At 68.3% G+C, this 13,698-nt stretch carries 13 protein-coding genes and 1 pseudogene; 10 read left to right on the plus strand and 4 right to left on the minus strand.

Annotated features, from left to right (window positions below):
- Nucleotides 1-393: site-2 protease family protein (locus tag AOK08_RS47950; protein ID WP_241827235.1), on the plus strand; the 393-nt coding region annotated here is incomplete at both ends.
- Between the two features lie 2 nt (nt 394-395).
- A pseudogene (locus tag AOK08_RS47955) lies at nt 396-866 on the plus strand (CBS domain-containing protein); the annotation flags it as partial.
- Between the two features lie 23 nt (nt 867-889).
- Here the strand turns inward: AOK08_RS47955 and AOK08_RS35700 are convergent.
- The 3 genes from AOK08_RS35700 to AOK08_RS35710 form a co-directional block, all read right to left on the minus strand.
- Entirely contained in the window at nt 890-2,182 is a 1,293-nt protein-coding gene (locus AOK08_RS35700) for an acyltransferase family protein (RefSeq protein ID WP_157876933.1), read from the minus strand.
- A 92-nt stretch (nt 2,183-2,274) separates the two neighbouring features.
- On the minus strand, nt 2,275-3,408 hold the full coding sequence (locus tag AOK08_RS35705; RefSeq protein ID WP_206743414.1) for a glycoside hydrolase family 113: 1,134 nt from the start codon (nt 3,406-3,408) through the stop codon (nt 2,275-2,277).
- Between the two features lie 50 nt (nt 3,409-3,458).
- A complete protein-coding gene (locus tag AOK08_RS35710; protein WP_241827233.1) occupies nt 3,459-4,853 on the minus strand; it encodes a glycosyltransferase family 2 protein in 1,395 nt (464 codons plus the stop codon).
- Between the two features lie 253 nt (nt 4,854-5,106).
- On the opposite strand from AOK08_RS35710, the gene AOK08_RS35715 reads away from it, so the two are divergent.
- Both AOK08_RS35715 and AOK08_RS35720 read left to right on the plus strand, forming a co-directional pair.
- The gene (locus AOK08_RS35715) at nt 5,107-6,009 is read left to right on the plus strand and encodes a tRNA (adenine-N1)-methyltransferase (RefSeq protein WP_055533743.1); all 903 of its coding nucleotides are present in this window, start codon (nt 5,107-5,109) and stop codon (nt 6,007-6,009) included.
- Between the two features lie 216 nt (nt 6,010-6,225).
- Entirely contained in the window at nt 6,226-6,801 is a 576-nt protein-coding gene (locus AOK08_RS35720; RefSeq protein WP_055533746.1) for a hypothetical protein, read from the plus strand.
- A 132-nt stretch (nt 6,802-6,933) separates the two neighbouring features.
- Here AOK08_RS35720 and AOK08_RS35725 read toward each other — a convergent pair whose 3' ends face one another.
- On the minus strand, nt 6,934-7,239 hold the full coding sequence (locus tag AOK08_RS35725) for a ferredoxin (RefSeq protein WP_055533748.1): 306 nt from the start codon (nt 7,237-7,239) through the stop codon (nt 6,934-6,936).
- Nucleotides 7,240-7,492: 253 nt separating this feature from the next.
- On the opposite strand from AOK08_RS35725, the gene arc reads away from it, so the two are divergent.
- The 6 genes from arc to prcA all read left to right on the plus strand — a co-directional run bounded on the left by arc (nt 7,493) and on the right by prcA (nt 13,604).
- Nucleotides 7,493-9,259 (plus strand): proteasome ATPase, encoded by a 1,767-nt coding sequence (gene arc, locus AOK08_RS35730; protein WP_055533750.1) that lies wholly within the window; start codon nt 7,493-7,495, stop codon nt 9,257-9,259.
- Between the two features lie 234 nt (nt 9,260-9,493).
- Nucleotides 9,494-11,005, plus strand: a complete 1,512-nt coding sequence (dop, locus tag AOK08_RS35735; protein WP_338400168.1) for a depupylase/deamidase Dop — start codon at nt 9,494-9,496, stop codon at nt 11,003-11,005.
- A 155-nt stretch (nt 11,006-11,160) separates the two neighbouring features.
- Nucleotides 11,161-11,376 (plus strand): ubiquitin-like protein Pup, encoded by a 216-nt coding sequence (locus tag AOK08_RS35740; protein WP_006379817.1) that lies wholly within the window; start codon nt 11,161-11,163, stop codon nt 11,374-11,376.
- A gap of 399 nt (nt 11,377-11,775) precedes the next feature.
- Entirely contained in the window at nt 11,776-12,009 is a 234-nt protein-coding gene (locus tag AOK08_RS48765; protein WP_318324614.1) for an endonuclease VII domain-containing protein, read from the plus strand.
- Nucleotides 11,961-12,806 (plus strand): proteasome subunit beta, encoded by an 846-nt coding sequence (gene prcB / locus AOK08_RS35745; protein WP_055533754.1) that lies wholly within the window; start codon nt 11,961-11,963, stop codon nt 12,804-12,806. The genes AOK08_RS48765 and prcB overlap by 49 nt, the downstream gene beginning before the upstream one ends.
- A 57-nt stretch (nt 12,807-12,863) precedes the next feature.
- Nucleotides 12,864-13,604 carry a proteasome subunit alpha gene (gene prcA / locus AOK08_RS35750; RefSeq protein WP_055533756.1) on the plus strand — a complete coding sequence of 247 codons (741 nt, stop codon included), beginning with the start codon at nt 12,864-12,866 and terminating at the stop codon, nt 13,602-13,604.
- The last annotated feature ends 94 nt before the right edge of the window (nt 13,605-13,698 follow it).

A 13,698-nucleotide genomic window follows, 5' to 3' on the forward strand; every position in this document is an offset into this window, starting at 1 on the left:
TCGGCGGCCAGCTCGACCGCGTACTGCCCCAACTCGGCGCCCTGCGCTACCTCGTGTCCCTCTTCTTCGCGGTCGCCTTCTACGCCTCCGTCCTCGTCCACGAACTCGCCCACACCGTCGCCGCCCTCCGCTTCAAACTCCCGGTACGCCGCATCCAGCTCCAGTTCTTCGGCGGCGTCTCCGAGATCGAGAAGGAGTCCGAGACCCCCGGCCGCGAATTCGTCCTCGCCTTCGTCGGCCCGCTCCTCTCCCTGATCCTCGCGGGCGTCTTCTACCTCGCCCTCCAGACCGTCGAACCCGGTACCGTCCCCGGCGTCCTGCTGGCCGGCCTGATGATCTCCAACCTCATCGTGGCCGCCTTCAACCTGCTGCCCGGCCTGCCCCTCGACGGCGNNGCCGCGATCCTCGCCGCGATCATCTGGACCGGCGCCGGCAACAGCCTCCGCATGGCCCGCCTGCGCGAACACCTCCCGGAACTGCGCGCCCGCAACCTCACCCGCCGCGCCGTCCCCGTCGAGTCCAACACCCCCCTGTCCGAGGCCCTGCGCCGCGCCAACGACGCCGGTGCCCGTGCCCTCGTCGTCGTCGCCCCCGACGGAGAACCCCTCTCCCTCGTCCGCGAGGCCGCCATCGTCGGCGTACCGGAACACCGCCGCCCCTGGGTCTCCGTCAGCGGCCTCGCCCAGGACCTCACCGACGGCATGCGCGTCTCCGCGGAACTCGCCGGCGAGGAACTCCTCGACGCCCTGCGCGCGACCCCCGCCACCGAGTACCTGGTCGTCGAGGAATCCGGCGAGATCTACGGAGTCCTCTCCGCCGCCGACGTGGAACGCGCCTTCGTCAAGGCGATGGCCCGCCCGAACTAGGACCCGCCGTCACCCCCCTGCTGTCACTCTGCCGTCGCCCGCCCGCGCCGCCATGGGCGGGCGGCCAGCCGCTCGACGAGCAGATAGTGCGCGAGCAGCGCCAGGAACCAGGCCGCCGCACCCCCGACGAGGAACAGGCCGAGCGCGCCGAGGCCGGGCTGACCGCGCCGCAGCAGCCAGTACACGGGAAGGTGCAGCAGAAAGAGGCTGTACGACATCCGGCCGACCTCCGTGAGCAGGTCGCGCGACAACAGCCACGCCAACGGGCCCCGGCCGCCGCACAGCACCGCCGTCAGCACAGCCGCACCCAGCACGACCACGACCACATACCGATCGCCACCCTGCCCGCCGCCGAGCACGACGGCCGACACCCCCACGGCCGCCGCCGCGCAGAACCCGGTCACCACCAGCAGTACTCCGGCCGGCCGGGACACCGTACGACCACCGCGTTCGACCAGGTGCACGAGACAGGCGGCACCGACACCGGCCGGCAGGGCGAGTGTCTGCATGCCGGTGACGACACCGACGCCGGGCAGCGCCCCGCAGGCCGCGGCGGCGGTCACCGCCCCGCCGAACAGGGCGGCGACCAGCGCCACCGGGGCGAGCCGGCGCCGCGCCAGGAGGCCGAGGACCGCCAGCAGCAGCGACCACGCCAGCACGGAACGCGCGGTGACGTCCCACAGCGACAGCGGAGCGAGCGGCGAGTCCAGGGTGGGGACGACACCCACCGGCCGGCCGTGCAGCCACCCGGCCCAGCCTCCTGGGCCGAGGGGAACCGACCAGACCTGCCGCGCCGGGCCGCCGGCGACGCGCGAAGAGCCGAGCACCCACAACCCCGTCAGCGTCATGGCGACCGACACCAGCAGCACCGGAACCAGCCGCTTCGCCCTGCGGACCAGGAAGCCGACGGCGCCGGTCCCGCCGGTCGCCGTCGCCCTGCGCAGCAGCGGCAGCGTGGTGAGGAAACCCGTCAGCACCAGCAGCACATCGACGCCGACCCCGGCACCCACCCAGGCCACGTACGGCCCGCCCACACCCGTGTCGAACAGCAGCACGGCCAGCACGGCGGCTCCGCGCAGCCCGTCCACGGCCGGGAACCGCCGCCCACCCGGCTCCTCCCGGGCAGCCTCCTGGGCCGGCACCGGGCCCGGCCCGGCCACTGGCACGGGCTCAAGGAGCAGCAGCGCCGGGGGGCGCGCACCGACCGCGACCGGTCCCGGCGCCGGACCCGCCGCGGGCGGGAGGACCGGCGCCCGCAGCGCGGCCGGATCCGCGATCCCTGCTGCCCCGGCACCCTGAGGCGGGACGGCGATCACACGGGAAACCGGACGGGGGAGGGGAAGGGAACCGGGCTCGTCCCCGTCCCGGGTGGCGGGGACGGACGGCGGGCGCCCGTCGCGTTCTTCGTTCATCTCGGCCAGGTCTCGAAGCAGGAGGCGATGACGGCCTCGGCGGGACGGCCGAGGAAAGAGGTGTGGGACCCTGCGGGGCTACCGACCGCCGGATCGGCGTGGAAGTCGAGGTTCCACCAGTACAGGCCGGCCATGTCCCGGTCCCGGGCCACCCGGCAGGCCGCCTCGAACCAGCGCCGCTGCACAGTGGGGTTGAGCCGCCCGCCGCCCGTCCAGACCGCGGGATGACGGTAGGCGCCGTCCTCGGCGATGATCCCGACCTCGCTCAGGACGATCCGGGGCAGCTTCCCCGTGCTCTTGCGGTCCAGCCAGCGCTGCCAGCCCTCGGCGATCTCCGCGACGGAGGCATCGTCACCGAGCCGGGGAAACGAGAAGTAGGCGTCGATGCCCAGATGGTCCACGGGCACGGGAACGTGCCGGGACACATAGTCGTCCCAGTTGGCGTCGTAGGACAGGTCACCGGAGAACGACTTCCGCGCCGCCGCGACCACCGAACGCCAGCGCGGATCGCCCTCCAGGGACGTCAGCTCCGCCCCGAGCACGAAGGTGCGCACGTGATGACCGGCCGCGACAGCCAGATACGGCGCCAGGAACCCCTCGTACGACCGGAACCAGGCGGCCCTGTCGGCGGGCGCGAGCGAGCCGCGCCAGGCCAGCGGATCCCGGGCCAACAGACTCCGCTCGTCGAGCAGTGGCCGCAGGGTGATGCGCAGCCCGGCCGCCGCCGCGGTGTCCAGGAACATCCCCAGATGCCGCACGGAGGGCGTCCGCGCCGAGACACCGACCCGGCTCGCCGTCGGTCCGGCGGTCACGAACGGAAAGGTCACCGAGATCGCGTTCATGTGCTTGCCGACCATGTAGTTCACCAGCCGCAGCGAGTCGGCCCGCACGGACGCGTCCGTCTCGCCCGCGTAGGCGTACCAGAGCACCTGCGCCCCGAGCTGCGGATCCCCGGGCCGCCAGGGCCGGGCGACCCGTGCGGGGACCGGGTTCCCGGCAGCGGACGCGGAAGTCTCCGCGGAACCGGCCGCGGACGCGGCTGACGGCACCGAGGCCGACACCGGTGATCCGGCGCCCGGAGCGACACACCCGGCCGTCACCAGGACGGACAGGAGAGACAGCAGGGACACCAGAGGCAGGAGGACGAGGCGGCGAAAACCATGCAGACGTATACGCATCCTCAGGCCGGCTTCGCTATCACGACGAACTGGTTCTCCACCCCGCGCAGACACCGCAACAGCCCCCGGAAGGAACCGGCCGCCTCCCACAGCGCGAAGAACGGAATCAGCGCGACCACAGCGACCGGCTCCCACCACAGACGGCGGCCGTTCGCCGACACCGAGGCGTTGATCTTGAGGCCCTCCCAGTACATCCAGACCGCGTACCCCATCGTCACCGCCCACAGCGGCAGGATCCACGGCGTGACCGGCGAGGTGTTGAGATCACCGAGCAGCGCACCCACCGTCAGCACGACACCGACATGCTGGAAAGGCCCCATCACCCAGGTCGTCACGCTGTACATGAGCAGCGCCCTGGACCGGCGCGGCAGAGTGCCGTTGAACGCCAGCCCCACCAGCCCCCACGACCAGCGCTCCCGCTGCTTCAGGAAGTCCCGCATGGTCGCCGGGGACGCCCCGTAACTGCGGCCGGAGAACCAGTCGCTGCGCCCCTTGTACCGGCTCGCGAACACCAGTGCCAGATGCGCGTCCTCGCAGATGGAGTCCGGGCCGAAGTCCCAGCCGATCGTCGCCTCGACGGACGCCCGGAGCAGCAGCAGCTCGCCGTGCAGCCCGGCCAGCGGAGTACCACCGCCGGTGAGCACGGCGAACCGGGCGATGTCGTCGGCGGGACGGATCGCGTCGGCCAGCCATGTCAGCCGGTTGACGGCGTTCTCGCGCGGATACGTCAGCATGCCCTGCGCCAGATGCTTGCCCTCGGGACCGGCACGACGCTGGGCGTTGATGAAACGCGCCACCTGCTCCGCCGTGTCCGGACCGACACCGGTGTCGTCGTCCATGTGGAGCACCCACACATCGTCCAGCGCCTCACCCTCGGCGATCCGCAGCTCGTGGGAGTAGTGATTGGCGCGGGCCTTGAAACGGGTGCCGTTGGGAGTCCGGTAGGCCTTCGGCACGGTGACCACCCGGATCAGGGGGCTGCGCGCGGCCAGCGCGTCGATCCGGCCGGCGGCCTCGCAGCCCTCCTCCGTCAGGACATCGACACGCAGCGCCGGGAACCACTCCGGAAGGAACGCGCAGTACGACAGCACCGACCGCTCCAGCGCCGGATAGGTGTCGTCACGCCCGATGGTCGGCACCAGCACCACGAGCCGGTCGTGCAGCGCGGGCGAGGCCTCCGTCCAGCCGCGCTGACGCGCGACACGGCGACGGGTCAGCACGGCACCGACGATCCCGACGAACGAACTGATCACGGGCAGCGTCCACAGAACGGTGACCACCCAGCTCATCAGCGTCCGCTGGGAGGAGTACAGCGCCGACGAGAACGCGTAGGCGAGGCACGCGGTGACCAGGAACGGCAGAAAACCCGGCCGCCAGACCGCCTGACGCCTCACCATCTGTGCAGTGCGCCGGGACCGGAACAAGTCGGCGCCGTCTGCCGAGACGGTCATGATCCCCCACTCGCGTACATAGCCGGACCGACTCATCACCAGGGGCCGCAACGCCCCGGAAGCCATAAACGGAACCATGCACGTCGTTTGTAGATTTTGTGAAGATGATTCCTGTCACAGGAACAGGACTCCCGAAGCCCGCCCCACACCCGCAAGCCCGATGGTCAGCGGCCCCCGACAACACCGGTAGGCTCTTCACATGTCCGAACCGACCGGTGCCGCCCGCAGGCGCGGGCCCTTCAAGGTCGGGGACCAGGTTCAGCTGACCGACCCCAAGGGCCGCCACTACACGTTCACGCTCGAAGCCGGAAAGAACTTCCACACCCACAAGGGTTCTTTCCCGCACGACGAGCTGATCGGCGCACCCGAGGGCAGCGTTGTCCGCACCACCGGAAACGTCGCCTACCTCGCGCTGCGCCCCCTGCTCCCCGACTACGTCCTGTCCATGCCCCGCGGCGCCGCCGTGGTCTACCCCAAGGACGCGGGGCAGATCCTCGCCTTCGCCGACATCTTCCCCGGCGCACGCGTCGTCGAAGCGGGCGTCGGCTCCGGATCGCTCAGCAGCTTCCTGCTGCGCGCCATCGGCGACCAGGGCATGCTGCACTCCTACGAGCGCCGCGAGGACTTCGCCGAGATCGCCCAGCAGAACGTCGAGCGCTACTTCGGCGGCCCCCACCCCGCCTGGCAGCTCACCGTCGGCGACCTCCAGGACAACCTCACTGACACCGAGGTCGACCGCGTCGTCCTCGACATGCTCGCCCCCTGGGAATGCCTGGAGGCCGTCTCCAAGGCACTCGTCCCCGGCGGCATCGTGTGCTGCTACGTGGCCACCACCACCCAGCTCGCCCGGACCGTCGAGTCCATCCGCGAGATCGGCTGCTTCAACGAGCCGAGCGCCTGGGAGTCGATGGTCCGCAACTGGCACATCGAGGGCCTCGCCGTCCGCCCCGACCACCGCATGATCGGCCACACCGGCTTCCTGCTCACCGCCCGCCGCCTCGCCGACGGCGTCGAGCCGCCCATGCGCCGCCGCCGCCCCTCCAAGGGCTCCTACGGCGAGGACTACACCGGCCCCAACGCCGACGGCGGCAACGGCCGCTGACCGCACCAACGAACCGACACCGTGGCCGAGTTCCCGCAGCACACCGGGAACTCGGCCACAACGCATTCCCGTTGTCGCCGGGCGGCACGCCACAACGGCACCAGTACCGACACCGGGCAACCTGAACACCTCTGACCCCGCCGTACCCCCGCACTGTGACGTGTGGCACCATGCGGGACACCCCACCGGCACAGCCCTCCACGGGAGACACTCCGAGTGCAGCACTCCGCCGTCCCGGAACTGGCCCACACGCACACCCGCCCCATCCACTGGCTCGCCACGGCCGCTGCCCTCGCCGGGGTCGTCGCCCTCTCCTCGGCCCTCCAGCCGGGCTCCGCCACCGCGGCCCAATCGGCCGGCCCCGCCGGAAGACCCGCCACGGCCGCGGCCCCGCCCGACCCCACCGGAGTCGACTTCCCCCTCCGCTGCGGTCCGCTCCCGGTCCTCGTGCAGAACAAGGCCACCGGAGACCTCGACGGCGACGGCACCCCCGAAACGGTCGCCTCCGTGCGCTGCGACGCCGGCTCCGGCACCCCGCCCAACGGCGTGTACGTCCTCACCCGGGCCGCCGACACCGAGCGGCCCCGCCTCGTCGCGACCCTCGTCGACCCCAAGGACCGCCGCACCGTCACCGACCTGACCGTCCGTGACGGCGCCGTCACGGCCAGGCTCCTCGGCTACTCGTCCCTCGACGTGCCCCGGTGCTGCCCCGACATCGACGAGCGCGCCGCGTGGCAGTGGAAGAACGGCGTGTTCGTCCGCTCGACCCCCGCCGGCGCGCAGGGCGGGTGAGTACGAGAACAACTGAGCGACCCACGCTCATGGAACGTGCGTTCGACCCGGAAATGGGGTAGAGAGCCGGTGGGAAACCAGACAGCGGCGAGGTCGCGAATCAGCCAATGACCGCGTGCGGTGATCGGGCGATCACTCCGCGTCCGGACCGAAAACCTCGACCCCGTCCGAAACCCGACGTACATGAATACAGTCGCCCGGACACTCCTTCGCGGAGTCCACCACATCCGTCAGCAACACCAGCGGAACCGGCGTCGTAGCCCCCGGGGCCTGCAACAACTCGTCCTCGGGACCCTTCACGTACGCCAGCCCGTCGATGTCCAGCTCGAACACCTCCGGCGCGTACTGCACACAGATCCCGTCCCCCGTGCACAGGTCCTGATCGATCCAGACCTCCAACGCCTCACCGCCGGCCACGGCCGCCTCCTGCACGCTCATATCTCCTGCCGTTTCTGTCCCGAGCAAGACAATCCGACGGCAAGTCGGCCCAGCTCTGACGGGTGTTGAACACTTCGACCCTACCCCCGGCCGCTTCCCAACCATGTTCTGTGGGTATTCCCCTGGCGTGAGGGAGAGCGCAAGGGTGAAGATCGGACACACCCCGACAGTCTTTGTGATCTAGGGGTTTCAATCGACACCCACCCAGGTAGGGTCTGGAAGCGTCCAGCTCCCCTTGGAGGAGGTGAGGACCGTGGCAGCCCACGACGACGACATGAACCGCGGCATCCGCCCGGGACGAGGGTCCGACGACCCGTCCGGGCAGATTGCCTACCTTGAGCAGGAGATCGCCGTCCTGCGGCGCAAGCTCGCCGACTCTCCGCGACACACGAGGATTCTCGAAGAGCGGATCGTCGAACTGCAGACCAACCTGGCCGGCGTGTCCGCACAGAACGAGCGGCTCGCCAACACACTCCGAGAGGCCCGCGACCAGATCGTGGCCCTCAAGGAAGAAGTCGACCGGCTCGCACAGCCGCCGGCAGGCTTCGGAGTCTTCCTGGTGGCCAACGAGGACGGCACCGCCGACATCTTCACCGGAGGCCGCAAACTCCGCGTGAACGTCAGCCCGAGCGTCGAACTCGAAGAGCTCCGACGCGGCCAGGAAGTCATGCTCAACGAAGCTCTCAACGTGGTCGAGGCCATGGAATACGAGAGCGTCGGCGACATCGTCACCCTCAAGGAAATCCTTGAGGACGGCGAGCGCGCACTGGTACAGGGGCACACCGACGAGGAAAGGGTGGTCCGGCTCGCCGAACCCCTCCTGGACGTCGTCATCCGCCCCGGCGACGCACTCCTGCTCGAACCCCGCTCCGGCTACGTCTACGAAGTCGTACCAAAGAGCGAGGTCGAGGAACTCGTCCTCGAAGAAGTACCCGACATCGGCTACGAGCAGATCGGCGGCCTGGGCAACCAGATCGAAATGATCCGCGACGCCGTCGAACTCCCGTACCTCCACCCCGACCTCTTCAAGGAGCACGAACTCAGGCCGCCCAAGGGCGTCCTGCTCTACGGGCCCCCCGGATGCGGCAAGACACTCATCGCCAAGGCCGTCGCCAACTCGCTGGCCAAAAAGGTCGCCGAAGTCACCGGCCAGGCCCAGGGCAAGAGCTTCTTCCTCAACATCAAGGGCCCCGAACTCCTCAACAAGTACGTCGGCGAGACCGAGCGACAGATCCGCCTCGTCTTCCAGCGTGCACGTGAGAAGGCCAGCGAGGGCACCCCCGTCATCGTCTTCTTCGACGAGATGGAATCCCTCTTCCGCACCCGCGGATCCGGCGTCAGCTCGGACGTGGAGAACACCATCGTCCCCCAGCTCCTCGCCGAGATCGACGGCGTGGAAGGCCTGCAGAACGTGGTCGTCATCGGCGCCTCCAACCGCGAGGACATGATCGACCCCGCCATCCTGCGCCCCGGCCGCCTCGACGTGAAGATCAAAATCGAACGTCCGGACGCGGAATCCGCCAAGGACATCTTCCAGAAATACCTCACCGACCGCCTCCCCCTGCACCCCGAAGACGTCGGAGAGCACGGCGGCGACAAGTCGGCCACGGTCCAGAGCATGATCCAGACGGCCGTGGAACACATGTACACCGAATCCGACGAGAACCGCTTCCTGGAAGTCACCTACGCCAACGGTGACAAGGAAGTCCTCTACTTCAAGGACTTCAACTCCGGCGCCATGATCGAGAACATCGTGGGCCGGGCCAAGAAGATGGCCATCAAGGACTTCCTCGACCACAAGCAGAAGGGCATCCGCGTCTCCCACCTCCTCCAGGCCTGCGTGGACGAGTTCAAGGAGAACGAGGACCTCCCCAACACCACCAACCCCGACGACTGGGCCCGGATCTCCGGAAAGAAGGGCGAACGGATCGTCTACATCCGTACGCTCATCACCGGCAAGCAGGGCGCCGACACGGGACGCTCCATCGACACGGTGGCAAACACCGGTCAGTACCTGTAAAAAACCGGGTGGCTGCGGGTGCCCTCGCCGGGTACCCGCAGCCAACTGTTTTTCAGGCCACAGCCGGAGCGAGGCAATGACGCAAATGATCTCCCCACCAGCGCAAAGGCGTTCTAGGCTCATTCGTACCGCCGAGTCGCGCAGTGCGGGGACGGGCACCGCACACGCACCGGAGCACCACCGGTACTTGAGCGGCGTCCCCGACCGAGGACACCGCCGGGCAAGGAGGGCCGCATGACCGTACGGCGAGTAATGGGCATCGAGACGGAGTACGGGATCTCCGTCCCCGGCCACCCGAACGCCAATGCCATGCTCACCTCGTCCCAGATCGTCAACGCCTACGCGGCGGCGATGCACCGGGCCCGCAGGGCCCGGTGGGACTTCGAGGAGGAGAACCCGCTGCGCGACGCCCGAGGCTTCGACCTCGCCCGCGAGGTCGCCGACTCCAGCCAGCTCACCGACGAGGACATCGGCCTGGCCAACGTCATCCTCACCAACGGCGCGCGGCTCTACGTCGACCACGCACACCCCGAATACAGCGCACCCGAAGTCACCAACCCCCGCGACGCCGTCCTCTGGGACAAGGCCGGCGAACGCATCATGGCCGAAGCGGCCGAACGCGCCGCCCAGCTACCCGGCGCCCAGCCGATCCACCTCTACAAGAACAACACCGACAACAAGGGCGCCTCCTACGGCACGCACGAGAACTACCTGATGAAGCGGGAGACCCCCTTCTCGGACATCGTGCGCCACCTCACGCCCTTCTTCGTCTCCCGCCAGGTCGTCACCGGCGCCGGCCGCGTCGGCATCGGCCAGGACGGCCACGAACACGGCTTCCAGCTCAGCCAGCGCGCGGACTACTTCGAGGTCGAGGTGGGCCTGGAGACGACGCTGAAACGCCCGATCATCAACACCCGGGACGAACCCCACGCGGACGCGGAGAAATACCGCCGCCTCCACGTGATCATCGGCGACGCGAACCTCTCCGAGATCTCGACGTACCTGAAGCTGGGCACCACGGCCCTGGTCCTCTCCATGATCGAGGACGGCTTCATCAACGTCGATCTGGCGGTCGACCAGCCCGTACGCACCCTCCACCAGGTCTCCCACGACCCGACACTCAAGCGACTGGTCAAGCTCCGCAGCGGACGCACACTGACCGCCGTGCAACTCCAGATGGAGTACTTCGAGCTGTCACGCAAATACGTGGAGGAGCGGTACGGCGCGGACGCGGACGACCAGACGAAGGACGTCCTGGTCCGCTGGGAAGACACCCTGAACCGCCTGGAGAACGACCCCATGAGCCTCGCCGGCGAGCTCGACTGGGTCGCCAAGCGGGAACTCATGGAGGGCTACCGGCGCCGCGACGGCCTCGACTGGGACGCCGCCCGGCTGCACCTGGTCGACCTCCAGTACGCCGACGTAAGGCCCGAGAAGGGCCTCTACAACCGTCTTGTGGCCCGTGGGCGCATCAAGCGGCTGCTGGCCGAGGACGACGTCGAGCGGGCCCGTACGAAGCCCCCCGAGGACACCCGCGCGTACTTCCGCGGACGCTGCCTGGAGCAGTACGCGGACGACGTCGCGGCGGCCTCCTGGGACTCCGTGATCTTCGATCTGCCGGGCCGGGACTCGCTCCAGCGCGTCCCAACCCTGGAGCCGCTTCGCGGAACGCGTAATCACGTCAAGGAGCTCCTGGACCGCTGCCGCACGGCAGAAGACCTGGTCAGGGTCCTGTCGGGTCACTGAACACGCTTAGGGGCCGGTCCGGCCGGGCAGGGTGAAGAGTGTGGCGTCCGGGAATCATCGAGGTGGTTCCCGGACGTTGTGGCAACAGCGGGGCCAATGTCGGACCCTGCTTGTAGGGTCTGATCAAGAACGTCGAACCGAGCGGGGTGAGGGTTATGGCGACCAAGGACACCGGCGGCGGACAGCAGAAGGCGACGCGCAGCACCGAGGAGGTCGAGGAGGCACCTGAGGCACAGGTGTCGGAGGACCTCAAGGAGCGCCAGGAGAAGCTGAGCGACGACGTGGACTCCGTCCTCGATGAAATCGATGATGTGCTCGAAGAGAACGCTGAGGATTTCGTGAGGTCCTTCGTTCAGAAGGGTGGCGAGTAGTTTCACCTTTGAATCCAAGGTGAAACTCGGGGGATTCGATTGGATGAAGCGTCAGAGGTCAGGTGTTGTTCGCGGTGCAAGCAACACTTGCCACGGGCTGCTTTCGCTAGCAACAAGTCGATGCCTGATGGCCTCCAGGCGTATTGCCGAGAGTGCTCTGCCGAGTACTACCGGCAGCGCCAGGAGGCCAAGGGCAAGACCGTCCGGGTCAAGGTGCCGGTGCCGAGAGGCCGCAAGCGTTGCCCGCAGTGTGAGGAGATCAAGCCGCATTCCCAGTGGGAGCGGAACAAGACCTCGTCGGACGGGTGGGCGAGCTACTGCCGGACCTGCCGCGCCGCGCGAAATCGGATCGGTTACTTCCAGCGCAAGTACGGCCTCACGCCAGCAGAGTTGGACGCGATGGTCGCGGAGCAGCACGGAATTTGCTGTATCTGTCTTTCCGCCCCGGCAGAGCATGTGGATCACTGCCATGAGACGGGTAGGGTCCGAGGCGTACTGTGCTTCAGCTGCAACGCGGCGCTGGGGCAGTTCAAGGATCGGCCCGATGTCATAAGGCGGGCTGCGACATACGTGGAAGGAAACGCGTGGAAGCCAACACTCGTAGCACCGGGCGTCTACCGGCTGCCTTCCTGACGCCCGGGTCGTCGTCCTTCGTCGACTTTCTCTCCGATTATCAGCCCGATCTCCTCCCGGGCAACCGCAAGTTGCCTCAGGTCCAGGGTGCGATCGAGGCGCCGCACGGCACGACCATCGTGGCCGTCACCTTCCCGGGTGGTGTCGTGCTCGCCGGTGACCGGCGGGCGACCATGGGGAACGTCATCGCGCAGCGGGACATCGAGAAGGTGTTCCCGGCGGACGAGTACTCGGCTGTCGGGATCGCCGGCACCGCGGGTCTCGCCGTGGAGATGGTGAAGCTGTTCCAGTTGGAGCTGGAGCACTTCGAGAAGGTGGAGGGTGCGCAGCTCTCGCTGGAGGGCAAGGCGAACCGGCTGTCCACCATGATTCGTTCGAACCTCGGTATGGCCATGCAGGGTCTCGCGGTGGTGCCGTTGTTCGCCGGGTTCGATGTGGACCGGGACAAGGGGCGCATCTTCTCGTACGACGTGACGGGTGGGCGTTCCGAGGAGCACGGTTATGCGGCGACGGGGTCGGGGTCGCTCTTCGCGCGTGGTGCGATGAAGAAGCTGTATCACCGTGATCTGAGTGAGGCGGATGCGACGACGCTGGTCATTCAGGCGTTGTACGACGCGGCGGACGACGATTCGGCGACCGGTGGTCCCGATGTCGCGCGGCGGATCTACCCGATTGTCACTGTGATCACCGAGGACGGTTTCCGCAGGTTGACGGACGAGGAGTCCGCCGGGATCGCCCGTTCGATTCTGGAGCGGCGTCTGGAGCAGCCCGACGGCCCGCGTGCCGAGCTGCTCTGAGCATTCTCTCCTCGTTCAGGTGATCCAGTGACTTCGACAGAAAGGGACGGTTAACCGGTGTCGACGCCGTTCTATGTCTCACCCCAGCAGGCGATGGCCGACCGGGCGGAGTATGCCCGCAAGGGCATTGCCCGTGGTCGCAGCCTGGTTGTGCTGCAGTATGCCGACGGCATCGTGTTCGTCGGCGAGAACCCGTCCCGTGCGCTGCACAAGTTCAGCGAGATCTATGACCGGATCGGCTTCGCGGCTGCCGGTAAGTACAACGAGTACGAGAACCTGCGGATCGGTGGTGTGCGGTATGCCGATATGCGCGGGTACACGTACGACCGTGCCGATGTGACGGCTCGTGGTCTGGCGAATGTGTACGCGCAGACGCTGGGCACGATCTTCTCTTCGGCGGCGGAGAAGCCGTACGAGGTGGAGCTGGTCGTCGCGGAGGTCGGTGAGACGGCGGACGGTGATCAGATCTACCGGCTGCCGCACGACGGTTCGATCGTCGATGAGCACGGTTCGGTGGCGGTCGGTGGTAACGCGGAGCAGATCAGCAGTTATCTGGATCAGCGTCATCAGGACGGTATGTCGTTGGCGGAGGCGCTGAAGCTGGCGGTGCAGGCTCTGTCGCGGGATACGAACGGTACCGAGCGGGAGATTCCGGCGGAGCGGCTGGAGGTGGCGGTGCTGGACCGTACGCGTCCGCAGAAGCGGAAGTTCAAGCGGATCGTGGGTCGTCAGCTCGGGCGGCTGCTGGAGGCCGACGGGGCGTCGACGGAGGCGGAGAGCGCCGTCGAGGAGGAGTAGTCGCCGTTCGGCTTGGTGTTTCGTATGTCGTGGTTGTTCGCACCCCGGTTGCCTTTGGCGGCCGGGGTGCGGGCGTTGGTGGGGCTGGGGGGTC

The sequence above is a fragment of the Streptomyces graminilatus genome, from assembly GCF_001418565.1.
GTDB classification, from domain to species: Bacteria; Actinomycetota; Actinomycetes; order Streptomycetales; family Streptomycetaceae; genus Streptomyces; species Streptomyces graminilatus.

Bases quoted from the DNA above. Each gene is read 5' to 3' on its own strand.
- AOK08_RS35710 (WP_241827233.1), bottom strand. From the start codon at position 4,853: ATGGTGAGGCGTCAGGCGGTCTGGCGGCCGGGTTTTCTGCCGTTCCTG.
- AOK08_RS35715 (WP_055533743.1), top strand. From the start codon at position 5,107: ATGTCCGAACCGACCGGTGCCGCCCGCAGGCGCGGGCCCTTCAAGGTC.
- AOK08_RS35725 (WP_055533748.1), bottom strand. From the start codon at position 7,239: ATGAGCGTGCAGGAGGCGGCCGTGGCCGGCGGTGAGGCGTTGGAGGTC.
- dop (WP_338400168.1), top strand. From the start codon at position 9,494: ATGACCGTACGGCGAGTAATGGGCATCGAGACGGAGTACGGGATCTCC.
- AOK08_RS35740 (WP_006379817.1), top strand. From the start codon at position 11,161: ATGGCGACCAAGGACACCGGCGGCGGACAGCAGAAGGCGACGCGCAGC.
- AOK08_RS48765 (WP_318324614.1), top strand. From the start codon at position 11,776: ATGGTCGCGGAGCAGCACGGAATTTGCTGTATCTGTCTTTCCGCCCCG.